The sequence below is a fragment of the Mesonia maritima genome (genome assembly GCF_042433895.1).
GTDB lineage: Bacteria > Bacteroidota > Bacteroidia > Flavobacteriales > Flavobacteriaceae > Mesonia > Mesonia maritima.
Window position 1 is genome coordinate 746,438 of the sequence record NZ_JBHLUA010000012.1, and the last position, 15,802, is coordinate 762,239.

A 15,802-nucleotide genomic window follows, 5' to 3' on the forward strand; every position below is an offset into this window, starting at 1 on the left:
TAATTATTTTGTTGTTGTTATTTATTTTCAGGAGTTGGTAAATAATCTAAACTTAAACGTTGGTTTTCATTTAAATATTTATTAGCCACTTCTTTAATTTCTTCTCTAGTGATGCTTCGGTAAATTTCGATTTCATCGTTAATTAAATCTGTATTTCCGTAAAGCATGTTGTAAGTTGCTAAAGAAGCTGCAATACCTTGAACGCTACTGTTAGAGTTTACAAATCTATTTTCAAAATTGTTCTGAAGTTTTTGATATTCTTCTTCTGAAATTAATTCGTTTTGAAGTCTATCGATTTGGTTATCCATTGAATTAGCAAGAGTTTCTAATTTAGTTTCTCCCATTGCCAATGCACCAATCACATATAAACCGTAATCTTCTTGTGAACGGTTAAATGCTAAAACTTGTAAAGCTTCTTTGTCTTCATCTACCATTTTTTTATACATACGAGAGCTTTTTCCATCGGTTAAAATAGAAGAGATCATATCAAGTACGTAAGCATCGCGCTCTGCCATTCCAGGAGTTCTGTAAACAAATAGTTTTGCAGGGATTTGAATATTGTCATCATATTCAGTTGCGGTAATTGTTTCTTGAATTGGCTTTTCTTGAATATCTACACGCGTAACTTCTGGTTTTGCTTTTATAGGTCCAAAGTAATCTTTAATCATTTCTTTGGTCTCGTTTTTGTCGATATTTCCAGCTACTACAAGAGTCGCATTATTCGGGCCGTAGTATTTGCTAAAGAAAGCTTTAAATTCATTTAACTGCGCTGCATCTAAATCTTCCATCGTTCCGATTACAGAATTTTTGTAAGGATGCTTGTCGAACATATACGGACTAATTCCTGTACTGTAAATAATTTTACCGTAAGGAGCGTTGTCTATTCGAGTTCTTTTTTCCTCTTTAACAACTTCATTCTGAGTGTCTACTCCAATTTGGTTAATTACAGGATGCATCATACGTTCAGATTCCATCCATAAACCTAATTCTAGTTTATTTGAAGGAAAAGTTTCATAATAATACGTTCTGTCTTGAGTAGTGTTTGCGTTATTGCTTCCACCATTGGCGGCAACAATATTAAACCATTCTCCACGCTCTATATTTTCAGTTCCTTCAAAAAGTAAATGTTCGAAGAAATGTGCAAAACCTGTTCTTCCTTCTTCTTCATCTTTTGCACCTACGTGGTACATTACACCAACAGTAACTACCGGTGCGGTGTCGTCTTCATGTAAAATTACGTGAAGGCCATTATCTAAATCATACTCTGTAAATTCTACTTCTTGCGCGAAAGCTGCGAAAGAAAAAAACAGAGCAATGGCCGCTGAGCTAATTTTTTTAATCATTTTTAAAAATTATTTAGTTGTTTCAAGATATTTGACTTCAAAAATACTGAATTGTTACAAACTTCCTTCATTTATTTTAGCTGAAAGACAGGCTTCTCATTATATTTTAAGTAAAATTAACAAGCTCTTATTATTTGTTTTGAGTATTTTTTATGAAATTTACATGAGAAAAAACAAAATATTATGAAAAATAAAGCAATTTCTTTACGATATGGTTTTGGTATAAGTATCCTATTAATCATTTACTTTTTACTCTTATCTGCCGTAGGATTGCATACTAAACCTATTTTCAGTTTAGTAAATGGTTTAATTACAGGAGTGGGAATTTATTATGCGATTAAAAGTTATCGCGCACATAAAAAGGAAAAATTTAAATACCAAAAAGGGTTTATGACGGGATTAACAACCGGTTTTCTTGCTACCCTAATTTTTACAGTTTTCTTCGGGATTTATGCAAGTAATATTGATAACGATTTTGCAAATGATTTATTGAATAATTGGGAGGCAGACTACAGCACCGGTTTAGGTTTATTGCTATTTGTGGTAGCCGTAATGGGATTTGCTACAACGCTAGTATTAACTTTATCTTTTATGCAATTATTTAAAGACAGTTGGAACACAAAAGCGGGGAAAAAGCACACCTTTTCTGAAGAGAAGTCTAGCTAAGACGCAAAATAAAAGTAAATATTTTTTGAAACGTTTGTTGTTTAATTATTTAGAGTTATATTTGCACTCATTTTTGAATAATTAATTTTAACTAAACGTTACGCTATGTACGCAATTGTAGAGATAGCAGGGCAGCAATTTAAAGTTGCGAAAGACCAAAAGGTTTTCGTTAACCGTTTAGATGGTAAAGAAGGTGATAGTTTATCTTTTGATAAAGTTCTTCTTACCGGAGACGGAGATAACGTTACTTTAGGCGCCCCGGTTATAGAAGGAGCTCTTGTTGGAGCAAAAATTACACGTCACTTAAAAGGAGATAAAGTAATTATCTTTAAAAAGAAAAGACGTAAAGGTTACCGCGTTAAGAACGGTCACCGTCAATCATTAACAGAAATTGTTATTGGTGACATTAATGTTGAAGGAGGAAAGAAATCTTCTTCTGAAAACAAAAAATCTGAAACCAAAAAAGAGACAAAAGAGTCTTCTTCAAATGAAGATTTAAGCAAGCACACTGTAGCAGAGCTTAAAGAAATGGCGAAAGAAAAAGGACTTGAAGGTTATTCTTCAATGAAAAAAGCTGAGTTAATCGAAGCTTTAAGCAAATAATATTAACCTACTAAAAACTTATAGAAGATGGCACATAAAAAAGGAGTCGGTAGTTCTAAAAACGGTAGAGAGTCAGAATCGAAACGATTAGGCGTTAAGATTTTTGGTGGTCAAGCTGCTGTTGCAGGAAACATCATTGTAAGACAAAGAGGTACTGCACATAATCCAGGTGAGAATGTGTATGCAGGTAAAGATCATACATTACATGCCAAAGTAGACGGTCTTGTAAAATTTACTAAAAAGAGAAATAACAAATCTTACGTTTCTATTGAACCGTTTGAAGCTTAATTTTTTTTCTTTTAAGAATTTAAAAAGCCTTTAGAATTTTCTAAAGGCTTTTTTTTCGCACATTTTTTTTGAAACTTCAAAAAAACAAAATCCCTTCTCAATTTAATTGAAAAGGGATTTTTTATATGAAAATAATTTATTGAAAAAACTTAGTAACGGTAATATTCCGGTTTAAAAGGTCCGTTTACTTCAACTCCAATATATTTAGCTTGTTCTTCGTTTAATTCGGTTAGCTCTACACCAATTTTTTCTAAATGAAGTTTAGCCACTTTTTCATCTAAATGTTTAGGTAACATATACACTTCATTTTTATAATTCTCAGAACGATTCCATAACTCAATTTGCGCTAAGGTTTGATTAGTAAATGAATTACTCATTACAAAACTCGGGTGACCTGTTGCACAACCTAAGTTTACTAATCTTCCTTCAGCTAAAAGAATAATATCTTTCCCGTTGATTGTATATTTATCAACTTGCGGTTTTATTTCATCTTTAGTATCGCCGTAGTTTTCATTTAACCAAGAAACTGCTATCTCATTATCAAAATGACCGATGTTACACACAATCGTTTTGTCTTTCATGGCTTCAAAATGTTCTCCTCGAACAATATCTTTATTTCCAGTCGTGGTGATTACAATATCAGCTTTTGGTAAAACGGTTTCTAATTTTTTCACTTCAAATCCGTCCATGGCAGCTTGTAACGCACAAATAGGATCGATTTCTGTAACCGTAACAATAGAACCTGCGCCTTTAAAAGACTGCGCCGTACCTTTTCCAACATCGCCATAACCGCAAACTACTACGCGTTTTCCGGCAAGCATAACATCAGTTGCACGTCTAATAGCATCAACTGCACTTTCGCGGCATCCGTATTTATTATCGAATTTAGATTTGGTAACCGAATCGTTTACGTTAATTGCCGGCATTGGAAGCGTTCCGTTCTTCATACGTTCGTATAAACGGTGAACTCCAGTGGTCGTTTCCTCAGAAAGGCCTTTAATAGCTTTGGCTAATTCAGGATATTCATCTAATACCATGTTAGTTAAATCGCCGCCGTCATCAAGAATCATATTTAAAGGTTTGCGTTCTTCCCCAAAAAATAAAGTTTGTTCTATACACCAGTTAAATTCTTCTTCGTTCATTCCTTTCCAAGCATAAACCGGAATTCCCGCTGCTGCAATTGCTGCTGCTGCGTGATCTTGGGTAGAGAAAATATTACAAGAACTCCACGTAACTTCTGCGCCAAGCGAAACTAACGTTTCAATTAAAACTGCGGTTTGTACTGTCATATGTAAACAACCGGCAATTCTTGCACCTTTTAAAGGTTGCTCTTCTTTATATTCTTCACGAAGTGACATTAAGCCCGGCATTTCAGCTTCAGCTAGCTCAATTTCTTTTCTTCCCCAATCTGCTAAGGAAATATCTTTTACTTTATACGCCGTGTAAGGCACTGTTTTCGTACTCATATTCTTATATTTGTCGTTAAGCAATTCTTTAAGTGCAAAAATACGTAATATCTATTAAACCTTATGGCTCTTTACAAAACAATAACAGTTGATGAAGCTACTAAAGTCCTCATTTGGAAGATAGAAGAATCTTATCAATGGTTGTGTAACGATGTGAAATTAACCGAGCATTGCCAACAACGCGTTGATAGCATGAAATCTGATTTGCACCGAAGAGGTTTTATGAGCATTCGGCATTTAATGGCAGAAGCTGGTTATACCGATAGCGATTTGTATTACGATGAGCAAGGAAAGCCGCATTTAAGAGACGATAATTATATTTCGATTACACATTCTTTTGAGTTTACCGGAATTATCATCAGCAAAAAACCTATTGGAATTGATATTGAAAAACAACGGGAGAAAATTCTTAAAATTGCGCATAAATTTACGCCGTTAGAAGAATATCACACCCTGGCGAATGAGGAAGCGTTAATTAGAAAACTCACGATTGTTTGGGGCGCGAAAGAGTCGATTTATAAATTATTAGGTATTCCCGGTTTGTTATTTCTTCATCATATAAACGTGAAAGATTTTAATTTTGAAGAAAACCAGACTTCCGCAGTAGTGAATTTCCAAGGAAAAAAGAGCAATTATCATATAAACTACTTAGAGTTTGAAGGCTTTACGTGCGTTTACGTTCAAACCGAAAAAAACAAATTTTAAATAATGAATATTTCAGTTGAATTAACCTTTACGCCAATTCAGGATAATTACGAACCTGCAATTATAAATTTCATTAAATCGTTAAGAAATTCAGGATTTACAGTAAAAGAAAATCCGTTGAGTACGCAAGTTTATGGTGATTATGAAAAAGTGATGAAGATGCTCACCAAAGAAATGAAACTTGCCCTAGAGTCAGTTGAACGCGGACTTCTATACATAAAAATCGTAAAATCTGACCGAAGCGATTATGAACCAAATTTTTGATTGGCTTTTTTCGCAATACGACGGAACTCCAACACATATTGTAGTATTAGAACTCATAGGAGTTTTCTTCGCGATTTTAAGCGTAGTTTTTTCAAAACGAAATAATATTTTAGTCTATCCTACCGGTTTGATAGGTACGGCAATAGCCGTTTACATTCTTATTTTTTATGGCTTATTAGGCGATATGATTATAAATGCCTATTACGTAATTATGAGTATTTACGGTTGGTATATTTGGAGTCGAAAAGTAGATAAAAACCATTACACGCCAATTACAAGAACAACCAGAGAAGAACAATTGAAAGCCGTAGGAATTTTTTTCGGCACAATGTTGGGTGTAAGTCTTGTGTATGAATTTTTTGATAAATGGGAAAACTGGGTCTCTTATACCGATATTCTAACCACGGGAATATTCTTTGTAGGAATGTGGTTCATGGCAAAAAAGAAAATTGAAAATTGGCTGCTTTGGATTGTGGGCGATTTTATTTCTGTACCACTTTACATTTACAAAGGCTTAATTTTTAGCGCTATTCTTTATTTAATTATGACAATTATTGCAATTTACGGATACTATTCATGGAAAAAACTCTTGAACAAAAACCTGCAGACTGTTTAAAAATTGTACTGTTTGGTCCAGAATCAACCGGAAAAACCTCTTTAGCAAAAAAACTGGCAGAACATTACCAAACCAATTGGGTGCCAGAATTCGCACGAGAATATTTGCAAAAAAAATACGATGAATGTAATGAGATTTGTGCTCAAGAAGATTTAATTCCTATTGCGAAAGGACAAATTTCTGCTGAAAATAAACTAAGCAAAACCGCTAATAAAGTCCTTTTTTGCGATACAAACGTGCTGCAAACTTATGCATACGGAAAAGTGTATTATAAAAATTTTGAAAATGAAACTTTAAAAAAGTATATTGGTAAACACAAATACAATTTATATCTTTTAACCTATATAGACGTCCCTTGGGAAGAAGACGATTTACGTGATAAACCGCATGAACGTGAAGAAATGTTCGTTCATTTTAAAGAAATATTAAAACAAAAAAATCTTCCTTACGTAATTATAAATGGAACTTTAGAAGAACGATTAAAAAAAGCTGTAAATGTAATTGATAAGCTATTGAAGAACGAAAACGCATGAATTTTACAGAAAAAGACCAGAAGCAGATAAACGAAGAAAACCTAACTACCACACAACTTTTAAATCAGTTAGAAACCTTTAAAAGTGGAATTCCGCCCATAAATTTAATTATTTCGGCTACTTTAAAAAACGGTATCATTTCAATTACTGAAGAAGAAAAGGAAAAATTCATATCGTATTTCGATAGTGAAAAAAAAGAATTAAAACTTGTAAAATTTGTTCCGGCTAGTGGCGCGGCTACCAGAATGTTTAAAAAAGTATTTAATTTTTTAGAAGAATTAACTTCGGAAAAGAAACCATTTCAAAAAATACTTGATAAACCCAAATATGCTGAGGTAAAACAACTTCTAGAAAATAAAGAGAAACTACCTTTTCACGAAAAAGTTTTAGAAAATCTTCCTACAAACGAATCGAAGCCAACCGATCTTTTATATTTAGAAACACTTCTTTCAACAGAAAAATTAAATTTTGGAAAGCTCCCAAAAGGACTAATTCCTTTTCATAAACATAAAGATTCTACAACTTCACCTTTTATAGAACATTTCTATGAAAGCGCTATTTACGCCGAAACCAACGGAAAAGCAAGACTACATTTTACAGTAACAGAAGAACATTTACCAAAATTTCAACACGCTTTTGAAACACAAAAAAATCAGTTAGAACAAGAAAATAATTGTGCGTTTGAGGTCGATTATTCTTTTCAGCAAAAAAGTACCAACACAATTGCCGTAAATTTAGATAATACGCCATTTCGCCATACAAATAATCAGCTGGTTTTTCGTCCAGCCGGTCACGGCGCATTATTGCAAAACCTAAATAAAGTTGAAGCGGATATCATTTTTATTAAAAATATCGATAATGTGGTAAAAAGAAAATTTTTACCCGAAATAGCGAATTATAAAAAAATGCTTGCGGGATTTTTACTACAAACACAACATGAAATTTTTCAACTTTTAACTGAACTGGATAAAGATGGCTTTTCTGAAGAATTAGCCGATAAAGCTCGGAAGTTTGTAAAAAATAAATTCGGTTTTATCAAGCAATTTAATTCTGCTGAAGCGATAAAAAATCATTTGAATAAACCTATTCGCATTTGCGGAATGGTTAAAAATGAAGGCGCTCCAGGTGGCGGACCGTTTTGGATAAAAGGTGAAGATGGAAAAATTAGTCTTCAAATTGTAGAAAGCGCGCAAATGGATTTAAATAATCCTAAACAAGCCGAAATTCAAGAAAAAGCAACCCATTTTAATCCGGTAGATTTAGTATGCGGAATAAAAAATTATAAAGGAGAGAAATTCGATTTAAATGAATTTTCAGCTCCGGAACAAGGCTTTATTTCAGAAAAATCAATAGACGGAAAAAAAATAAAAGCCTTAGAATTACCGGGACTTTGGAATGGAGCAATGGCAAAATGGAATACGATTTTTGTTGAAGTTCCCAGTCATACGTTTAATCCTGTAAAAACGGTGAACGATCTTTTAAAGCCAAGTCATCAGAGATGAAAAATAAAGATCAACTTCTGGCTGAACTAAATTTTAAAGCGGTTTTAAGCGGCGGTCCCGGCGGCCAACACGCGAATAAAACCAGCACAAAAATTTTATTAGAATGGAACTTATCTCAATCTGCTTTATTTTCTGAAGAAGAAAAAGAACGTCTTCAGCAAAAATTAAAAAACAGAATTACCAAAGAAGGGATTTTACAACTTTCTTCAGACCATACGCGGAGTCAACATAAAAATAAAGAAATTGTTCAAACCCGCTTTTTGCGACTTTTAGAAGATGGATTAAAAATTCCGCGAAAGCGCAAAAAAACAAAACCTTCAAAAAAATCAAAATTAAAAAGACTTCAAAATAAAAAGCGTCAAGCCGATAAAAAGGCAAACCGCAAAAATCCACTTCTATAAGTTTTTAAAAATGTGTGTAATTTTTCTACACTTGTGGTGTGGGAAATTAAAGATTCTACAAAACCATTGAATCCGAATATATTATTTAAATAATTGATAATAAGTATATTATATTGAATATTTTTAGTTGGCATCATACTTTCTATATAGTTATTGACTTTAAGTAACAACAACAAATAAAATTTAAACTATGAAAAATTTATTGATGACAGCTGCTGCTGCAGCAATGGTATTAACTGCAGGAAACATGAACGCTCAAAGTGCACAAGCTCAAGAAACTGTGGAAGTAGAAATGGCCACGCAAGATGGATTTAAAGAAATTAAAGCAAGTCAATTACCAGAAGCTGTAACTTCAGCAGTAGAAAAAGATTTTAAAGGTGCTTCTATTGCTAAAGCTTTTATGAACGATCAAAAGGAATATAAGTTAATGCTGAAAATGGAAGGCGCTTCTGAAGCTAAAACCGTTTATGCGAATGCAAAAGGTGAATGGATTAAAAAATAAGTTAGTTCCTTAAATTGATATCGGTCAGTTTAGAAGAGGTTTAGCGATAGGCCTCTTTTTTTATGATATTTTTTAAAGCTGAAGGCCTACTTAATGATTAATTTTGTAAAAACTAGTTTTATTGATGCCTAAAGTTTTATTGGTAGAAGACGATATTGCATTTTGCAAAATGTTAGAAACATTTCTTATAAAGAAAAATTTTCAAGTTGAAGTTGCCCATTCCGCAAAAAAAGCATTTTCAAAAATTAGCAACAAAGAATTCGATTTGGTATTAACAGATGTTCGTTTACCAGATCAAGACGGACATATTATTCTAGAAGAATTAAAACAAAATCACCCGCATACAAAAGTAATTCTAATGACGAGTTACGCTGAAGTGAATTTAGCGGTGGATGCTATTAAAAATGGAGCGTTCGATTATATATCGAAACCGGTAAATCCTGAAAAAATGTTGCAAACTATGCAACTTGCTCTTTCAGATGGAGAAGAAAAAACACCTACACCAAAAAAAGAAAAAACTTCAGAGAATAAGAAAGGTAACTCTAGTTATGTAAGCGGAATAAGTGATGCTTCTCAAAAATTAAACGATTATATTAAATTGGTCGCACCTACCAATATGTCTGTATTAATTATTGGGGAAAGCGGAACCGGTAAAGAATACGTTGCTAAAAATATTCATGATCAAAGTAAACGCGCTGGAAAAGCCTTTGTGGCCGTAGATTGTGGTGCGATTCCTAAAGAGATTGCTTCGAGTGAATTTTTCGGTCATATAAAAGGTTCTTTTACCGGCGCGGTAAACGATAAAACCGGACATTTTGAAGCGGCAAATGGCGGGACTTTATTCTTAGATGAAATTGGGAATTTAAGTTACGAATTACAAGTTCAACTCTTACGTGCATTGCAGGAGAGAAAAATTAAACCGGTGGGAAGCAATACTGAAATTGAGGTTGATATTCGGGTAATTGCAGCAACCAATGAAGATTTAAAGAAAGCTGTTGAAAATGGTGAATTTAGAGAAGATCTTTATCATCGGTTAAATGAATTTAGCATTCAGGTTCCACCTTTGCGAAATCGGAAAGCAGATTTAATGATTTTTGCCGATTATTTTCTTGAAAAAGCTAATAAGGAATTGGAAAAAAATAGTGTAGGATTTTCAGATGAAACTAGTGAAATTTTTAGTCAATATTCTTGGCCGGGAAATTTGCGAGAAATGCAAAATGTAATTAAACGAGCGGTTTTATTAAGTGAAGAAAAATTAATTCAGAAAAAAGTTTTACCTGCGCATTTGTTAGAGGAAAATCTTGAAGAAGAAAAAAACTATAGCTTGTTTAAAAATAAAAATGAGGAAGAACTCATTAGAGACGCTATTGAAAAAGCCGGCGGGAATAAAAGTAAAGCCGCGAGAATATTAGCTATAGACCGCAAAACACTTTATAACAAATTAAAACAGTACAATATTAAACTTTAATTGATTATCCGCAATTTGCAATACTTGGTCTTTTCGTCATTCCGGACTTGATCCGGAATCTCATACTGCATTGAAAAACAAAATTTTGAGATGAGACCCTGAATCAAGTTCAGGGTGACGAGACTTCATTATCATCTATTACGGATATTCTAAACTTTAAAATCTTGTTTTAATTTCTGTAGTAAAACCTCAATATTTTTTAAAGCTTGTTGAGTACGTTTTCTTACTTCATTAGAAGAAAGATTCAACTCATTTTGTTGCTCTAAATCAGCTAGGTATTTTACTACATTATTTGCTTTCAGTTGGCGAAGCATAGGTAGCATTTTATGGGCTAAAAAAGCAATTTGTGGGTTGTTTTCCTCATTCACCGCTTTTTGTAAGTCCGCTACATTTGTAGTTGTGTTTTCTATAAATGTAGTAATAATAAGATTTAGAGCGGTTTCATCTTCGCCGGTAAAAATCTTTAAATCTTCTACACTGTAAATTTGGGTTGTAGCATTAGCGGTTGAAGTAGTTGGGTTTTGCTCTTCAATTGTTAGCTTTAAAATTTCAGCGATTACTTGTAAAAGTTCATTTGTATGAAAAGGTTTTATAAGGTTTGTTTCAAAGCCTTTTTCAGTATAAATTTCTTGGTTTATTTCTTTTCTTCCCGAAAGTGCAATTACCGGAATTTTATTAGTTTTCGGGTTAGCTTTAAGTTTTCTAATAAATTGAAAACCGTTCATTTCTGGCATTTGAATATCAGAAAGAATAAGATCGAACCGTTGTTTTTTTAATTTTTTAAGCGCCTCTTTTCCGTTTGTGGCGGTTTCAAAACTTAATTGATTTTGCTTTAAAATCTCAGTGGTCAACGCTAATTGAGCAGGTTCATCTTCAACAATGAGAATAGTTTTATTTTTTCCGTTTTTTAAATGAAAATGTTTTGTTTGGGTTGAAAAGGTTTGCTTGGCATTTTCTATGGGAATTTCAACCGTAAATTTACTTCCTTTTTCTACTTCACTTTCTAAGTAAATTTTTCCATTTAATAATAAAACCAGGCGTTTGGTAATTGCTAAACCTAGGCCAGAACCTCCGTATTGTTTTTCGATAGAAGATTTTGCCTGAGAGAATTCATCGAAAATAATTTTTTGTTGTTTTGGGGTGATTCCAATCCCGGAATCTTCAATACTAATTTTTAATGTTTTATTGGCACCGCCAAAGGGTTTAACATCCTGAGGCTTGACTTGAGGTATTTTACTCGATGATCCAGATTTAAATGTTGTATGTTTTGTGTTTATATTCGCATACTCTTTTGTTGTTGGAGAGTTTTTGGACGTATTTTGAGGGAGTTTATTTTTTATAGGAAGATTTTCTAAGCTTGCTTCAATCTTAAGAAAACCCTGGGAGGTGAATTTGTATGCATTTCCAATTAAATTGGTTAAAATTTGTTGAATCCGAAAAGGATCACTTAAAAAATTTTGGTCTAAATCTTCAGCTATTGTAATTTTTAACTCCAGCTCTTTGTTATCCTCACTCGGTATTACGCCATTTATACTTTCGTAGATTACATTTTTAGGATTAAAGGGTAATTTTTCTATTGCCATTTTGCCGGCTTCCAGTTTGGAAAAATCTAATAAATCGTTTACCAGATGCAAGATATAAACTGAAGATTTTTTAAGCTGATCTAAGTAATGAGCCTGTTTTTCGGTAAGTTCGGTTTTAGTTAATAAATCTGAATATCCCGAAATGGTATTTAGAGGAGTTCTGAGATCGTGTGTAATTGTGGCTGTAAATTGTTCCCGTTGTTTTAATAAGGTTTCTGCATACAATTTTGCTTTTTCTAATTCGGTACGATAGCGCTGACTTCTATTGGTGTCTTTTAAAACTAAGACCACAAATAATAAAATAATGAGCATGCAGGCAATTCCTAATACAATAATTAAATTGGAGGTATCTTCTATAATTGCTCTGGATTTTGCAACTTGACTAACCGATTTTTGTACTTCTTCTTGTTCAATTTCGGCACGTAGATTTCGCAGTTGAGCTGAAAGGTTTCTGTCATTTTCTAACAGCGCATTTTCTTTATTAATTACATTTTGTTGGTATAAACGTTCTTCGGTTTCTAGTCTGGTAAGTACTGTCTTCATCGAATTAATAAGCGAATCGGCAGATTGTTGTGTTAATGTATTTGCGTTATCTTCTTTGGCATATTCTAAATATTTCACCAATACTTTTCTAATATAAGGCTTATACTCTTTTAAGCGTTCATTGTAATTATCGTCTTCAAAAAGGTAATTGGTTTTTTCGAGTTCTGTGAGCACGCGATCATAATAATTATTCGTGCTGTTTTGCTTCCGTAGCGCTAATAAATCTATTAAGTTTTGTTTTTTTAGATTCAGCAATTCATTTATACTGTCTAATTCAGGAATAATTTCATCGTTAGAATAGGTGTGTTTTAAAGAATCGACAATAAAAGAGATGGTATCTAATTGCGCATTAAATTTAGAAAGATCTTCTGATCGTTCATTTTGAATAATATTTCTGCTAATTCCTTCTGCGACGTAAAGGTTCGTTACAGCTTCACTTACTAAGAGTAAGCGCTTATTATTTTCATTTCCGATCGTGTTAGCTTCAGATAAGTTTATAATTTTATTATATACAAACCAAACGGTAAGTACCGCTATGGCCGACAATAAAATATAGCCGGTCAATACTTTAAAGGTTATAGATTGCTTAGTGCTTTTCACGATACTTCAAATTTAAATATGCTTGCTCATAAAAGCCCTTAAAATTATTGTAAATTAAAAAATAAGAATTAGCTTTGCCGCAAATCTCAAAGGGGTGCCGAAAGGCTGAGATCATACCCAAAGAACCTGGGCGGGTAATGCTGCCAAGGGAATATAGAAAGTTTGCTAGCGACTTTCTGTGTATGTACTCCTGATCTAAACTTTAAGCGAAGTTTGTATCAGGATTTTTTATTTTAATTAATTTGTAAACCAAGAATAATCGCCCCTTTTATTCGTAAAATTTTTATTACGGATGAAAAACGTATTATTTTTCGCAAGCTTCTTACTTTGTAGTTGGTATTCTATAGCCCAAGAACAATTTATTTTAAAAGGAGAAGTAACCAGCAATCAAGAAAGTTTACCCGGTGTAAACGTTCTAGTTCAAGAAACCGGAGACGGTACAATTACCGATTTAGACGGGAAGTACCAATTAGAACTTCCTGCAGGAAATTATCAAATTAAATTCTCGTACGGAAACAGTAAAACCATTGAAGTAAATTTAACTGAGAACCAAACACTAAATGTAGATTTAACCGACGTTAAAGAACGATTAGATGAAGTGTTTTTATCCTCCATTCGAGTAGATGCCGATTCACCTATTACCTACAGCAATTTAACAAATGATGAAATCGAAGAGCGCAACTTAGGGCAAGATATTCCCGTGCTTATGCAATATATGCCTTCAACCGTCACTACAACCGATGCCGGAAATGGCGTAGGTTATACTGCAATTCGTGTGAGAGGTAGCGATGCGACAAGAACCAACGTAACTATAAACGGTGTCCCTTATAATGATGCTGAAAGCCAGGGAAGTTTTTGGGTAAATCTAGGTGATTTAGCTTCTTCTACCCAAAATCTGCAATTGCAACGAGGAGTAGGAACTTCTACTAACGGGGCGGGAGCATTTGGTGCAAGTATTAATATTTTAACCGATCGTTATCGCGAAGAAGCGTATGCTGAAGTTGCGAACAGTTACGGTTCTTACAATACGCGTAAACATACCGCGAAATTTAGTACAGGTTTGTTCAATGACCATTGGGAATTTGCAGGTCGTGCTTCACAAATCAAAAGCGATGGATATATCGATCGAGCAGAATCTGAATTAAAATCCTATTTTTTACAAGGAACTTATGTAAATGAGGGAACGCTAGTGAAAGCTTTAATGTTCGGTGGAAAAGAACGAACCTATCAAGCTTGGTATGGTGTGGAGCAATCGACCATTAATGAAAGAGGGAGAAGATATAATCCTGCCGGAATTTACTTTGATGAAGAAGGCAACGAACAGTTTTATGATAACCAAACCGATAATTATCAACAAGATCATTATCAGCTTTTATGGAATCAAACCTATAATAAAAACTGGTCATCTAACTTAGCTTTTCATTATACACGAGGGAAAGGTTACTATGAAGAATATGAAGAAGATGCCGATTTTTCAGAATTTGGTTTAGAACCATTTATGGCGAATGGAGAAGAAATAACCACCTCAGATTTAGTAAATACCAGTTGGTTAGATAATCATTTCTACGGGACAACGTTTAGTGCAAATTATCAAGATAATGCTCTAGATTTAATTCTTGGCGGAGGCTGGAATCGTTATGATGGCGATCATTTTGGAGAAGTAATTTACACGCGTTTTGCTAGAAATAACGATCCTTATGAACCGTTTTATGAAAATAATGCTGTAAAAACCGATTTTAATATTTACGGAAAAGCAACGGTTTCCATTACTGATAAATTAGCTGCTTTCGGAGATTTACAATTAAGAACAATTAATTACGAAGCAAATGGACCGACACAGGAAGTGGCAAACTTTCCTATTGATGCCGATTTTTCTTTCTTCAACCCAAAAGGTGGTTTAACCTATCAAATTAATCAAAAAAACCAATTATATGGTTCAGTAGCGGTCGCTCATCGCGAACCTTCACGGTCAGATTATGAAGATGCTTTTGAGAATGGAGAAAAAACACCTACCGAAGAACAATTAGTAGATTATGAATTAGGTTGGCGTTTTAAATCTAAAAAAACGCAAGTAAATACCAACCTGTATTTTATGAATTATAAAGATCAGTTGGTATTAACCGGAGAGATCGATGAAGAAGGAGCTGCTATTCGAAAAAACAGTGGAGAAAGCTATCGTTTAGGTTTAGAAGTAGACGCGACTATTGCGGTGAATAAATGGTTGGCAATTCGCCCAAATATTACAGTAAGTCAAAATAAAAACAAAGACTTTGTAGCTTTTTATAACGGAAGTCAGCAAAATTTCGGCAATACCGATATTTCATTTTCTCCTGCCATCGTTGCAGGAAATATGATTCGGGTTTCGCCGGTAAAAAACTTTCAGCTTAATTTATTATCAAAATATGTAGGAGAACAATATATGAGCAATTTAGAATTAGAAGGCTCTAAATTAGACGCTTATTTTATAAATAATTTCAATATTCAATATGTGTGGGCAGACGCCCCTCTTTTTGAAGAAATTGTATTTACAGGGTTAATAAATAATATTTTTGATGTAGAATATATTTCTAACGGATATTTCTATACCTATGATGTAGAAAATGATAATGGAAGTATTCAAACCCTTGGTGGAGCAGGTTATTATCCACAAGCCACTCGAAATTATTTAGTAGGCGCGACATTGAAGTTTTAAATTAATAACTAACTAACCTATTTACGC

The 15,802-nt window shown here is 33.5% G+C and carries 15 protein-coding genes; 12 read left to right on the plus strand and 3 right to left on the minus strand.

Annotation, left to right across the window (positions count from 1 at the left end; genetic code table 11):
* Positions 1-17: 17 nt before the first annotated feature.
* The gene (locus ACFFGL_RS10290; protein ID WP_309726329.1) at positions 18-1,343 is read right to left on the minus strand and encodes a M16 family metallopeptidase; all 1,326 of its coding nucleotides are present in this window, start codon (positions 1,341-1,343) and stop codon (positions 18-20) included.
* A gap of 183 nt (positions 1,344-1,526) precedes the next feature.
* Between ACFFGL_RS10290 and ACFFGL_RS10295 the strand changes: the two genes are divergently transcribed.
* From ACFFGL_RS10295 to rpmA, 3 genes are all read left to right on the plus strand, one after another.
* Positions 1,527-2,009: a DUF4199 domain-containing protein gene (locus tag ACFFGL_RS10295; RefSeq protein ID WP_309726327.1), complete on the plus strand. Its 483-nt coding sequence runs from the start codon at positions 1,527-1,529 to the stop codon at positions 2,007-2,009.
* A gap of 105 nt (positions 2,010-2,114) precedes the next feature.
* Positions 2,115-2,612, plus strand: a complete 498-nt coding sequence (gene rplU / locus ACFFGL_RS10300) for a 50S ribosomal protein L21 (RefSeq protein ID WP_309726325.1) — start codon at positions 2,115-2,117, stop codon at positions 2,610-2,612.
* 27 nt (positions 2,613-2,639) lie between these two features.
* On the plus strand, positions 2,640-2,900 hold the full coding sequence (gene rpmA, locus ACFFGL_RS10305; RefSeq protein WP_309726323.1) for a 50S ribosomal protein L27: 261 nt from the start codon (positions 2,640-2,642) through the stop codon (positions 2,898-2,900).
* A 149-nt stretch (positions 2,901-3,049) separates the two neighbouring features.
* Here rpmA and ahcY read toward each other — a convergent pair whose 3' ends face one another.
* On the minus strand, positions 3,050-4,366 hold the full coding sequence (gene ahcY, locus ACFFGL_RS10310; RefSeq protein WP_309726321.1) for an adenosylhomocysteinase: 1,317 nt from the start codon (positions 4,364-4,366) through the stop codon (positions 3,050-3,052).
* A 63-nt stretch (positions 4,367-4,429) separates the two neighbouring features.
* Between ahcY and ACFFGL_RS10315 the strand changes: the two genes are divergently transcribed.
* The 8 genes from ACFFGL_RS10315 to ACFFGL_RS10350 all read left to right on the plus strand — a co-directional run bounded on the left by ACFFGL_RS10315 (position 4,430) and on the right by ACFFGL_RS10350 (position 10,357).
* Positions 4,430-5,071, plus strand: coding sequence for a 4'-phosphopantetheinyl transferase family protein (locus ACFFGL_RS10315; protein WP_309726318.1), 642 nt, complete (start codon positions 4,430-4,432; stop codon positions 5,069-5,071).
* Positions 5,072-5,074: 3 nt separating this feature from the next.
* Entirely contained in the window at positions 5,075-5,335 is a 261-nt protein-coding gene (locus ACFFGL_RS10320; protein WP_309726316.1) for a thiamine-binding protein, read from the plus strand.
* Positions 5,319-5,951, plus strand: coding sequence for a nicotinamide riboside transporter PnuC (pnuC, locus tag ACFFGL_RS10325; RefSeq protein WP_309726314.1), 633 nt, complete (start codon positions 5,319-5,321; stop codon positions 5,949-5,951). The genes ACFFGL_RS10320 and pnuC overlap by 17 nt, the downstream gene beginning before the upstream one ends.
* Positions 5,912-6,484, plus strand: a complete 573-nt coding sequence (locus ACFFGL_RS10330; protein ID WP_309726312.1) for an ATP-binding protein — start codon at positions 5,912-5,914, stop codon at positions 6,482-6,484. The genes pnuC and ACFFGL_RS10330 overlap by 40 nt, the downstream gene beginning before the upstream one ends.
* Positions 6,481-7,986, plus strand: a complete 1,506-nt coding sequence (locus ACFFGL_RS10335; protein WP_309726310.1) for a DUF4301 family protein — start codon at positions 6,481-6,483, stop codon at positions 7,984-7,986. Before ACFFGL_RS10330 ends, ACFFGL_RS10335 begins: the two co-directional genes overlap by 4 nt.
* Positions 7,983-8,387, plus strand: a complete 405-nt coding sequence (arfB, locus tag ACFFGL_RS10340; RefSeq protein ID WP_309726308.1) for an alternative ribosome rescue aminoacyl-tRNA hydrolase ArfB — start codon at positions 7,983-7,985, stop codon at positions 8,385-8,387. Before ACFFGL_RS10335 ends, arfB begins: the two co-directional genes overlap by 4 nt.
* A 190-nt stretch (positions 8,388-8,577) precedes the next feature.
* Positions 8,578-8,889, plus strand: coding sequence for a hypothetical protein (locus tag ACFFGL_RS10345; protein ID WP_309726306.1), 312 nt, complete (start codon positions 8,578-8,580; stop codon positions 8,887-8,889).
* A 124-nt stretch (positions 8,890-9,013) separates the two neighbouring features.
* Entirely contained in the window at positions 9,014-10,357 is a 1,344-nt protein-coding gene (locus ACFFGL_RS10350) for a sigma-54-dependent transcriptional regulator (RefSeq protein WP_309726304.1), read from the plus strand.
* Positions 10,358-10,506: 149 nt separating this feature from the next.
* Here ACFFGL_RS10350 and ACFFGL_RS10355 read toward each other — a convergent pair whose 3' ends face one another.
* Positions 10,507-13,083 carry a hybrid sensor histidine kinase/response regulator gene (locus ACFFGL_RS10355; RefSeq protein WP_309726302.1) on the minus strand — a complete coding sequence of 859 codons (2,577 nt, stop codon included), beginning with the start codon at positions 13,081-13,083 and terminating at the stop codon, positions 10,507-10,509.
* A gap of 292 nt (positions 13,084-13,375) precedes the next feature.
* Here ACFFGL_RS10355 and ACFFGL_RS10360 point away from each other — a divergent pair, with 292 nt between their 5' ends.
* Positions 13,376-15,775: a TonB-dependent receptor gene (locus ACFFGL_RS10360; protein ID WP_309726300.1), complete on the plus strand. Its 2,400-nt coding sequence runs from the start codon at positions 13,376-13,378 to the stop codon at positions 15,773-15,775.
* The last annotated feature ends 27 nt before the right edge of the window (positions 15,776-15,802 follow it).

Coding starts and splice junctions, on each gene's coding strand:
- ACFFGL_RS10330 (WP_309726312.1), top strand. CDS start 5,912: ATGGAAAAAACTCTTGAACAAAAACCTGCAGACTGTTTAAAAATTGTA.
- arfB (WP_309726308.1), top strand. CDS start 7,983: ATGAAAAATAAAGATCAACTTCTGGCTGAACTAAATTTTAAAGCGGTT.
- ACFFGL_RS10350 (WP_309726304.1), top strand. CDS start 9,014: ATGCCTAAAGTTTTATTGGTAGAAGACGATATTGCATTTTGCAAAATG.
- ACFFGL_RS10320 (WP_309726316.1), top strand. CDS start 5,075: ATGAATATTTCAGTTGAATTAACCTTTACGCCAATTCAGGATAATTAC.
- ACFFGL_RS10290 (WP_309726329.1), bottom strand. CDS start 1,343: ATGATTAAAAAAATTAGCTCAGCGGCCATTGCTCTGTTTTTTTCTTTC.
- ACFFGL_RS10295 (WP_309726327.1), top strand. CDS start 1,527: ATGAAAAATAAAGCAATTTCTTTACGATATGGTTTTGGTATAAGTATC.
- rplU (WP_309726325.1), top strand. CDS start 2,115: ATGTACGCAATTGTAGAGATAGCAGGGCAGCAATTTAAAGTTGCGAAA.
- pnuC (WP_309726314.1), top strand. CDS start 5,319: ATGAACCAAATTTTTGATTGGCTTTTTTCGCAATACGACGGAACTCCA.
- ACFFGL_RS10360 (WP_309726300.1), top strand. CDS start 13,376: ATGAAAAACGTATTATTTTTCGCAAGCTTCTTACTTTGTAGTTGGTAT.
- ACFFGL_RS10335 (WP_309726310.1), top strand. CDS start 6,481: ATGAATTTTACAGAAAAAGACCAGAAGCAGATAAACGAAGAAAACCTA.
- rpmA (WP_309726323.1), top strand. CDS start 2,640: ATGGCACATAAAAAAGGAGTCGGTAGTTCTAAAAACGGTAGAGAGTCA.
- ahcY (WP_309726321.1), bottom strand. CDS start 4,366: ATGAGTACGAAAACAGTGCCTTACACGGCGTATAAAGTAAAAGATATT.
- ACFFGL_RS10345 (WP_309726306.1), top strand. CDS start 8,578: ATGAAAAATTTATTGATGACAGCTGCTGCTGCAGCAATGGTATTAACT.
- ACFFGL_RS10315 (WP_309726318.1), top strand. CDS start 4,430: ATGGCTCTTTACAAAACAATAACAGTTGATGAAGCTACTAAAGTCCTC.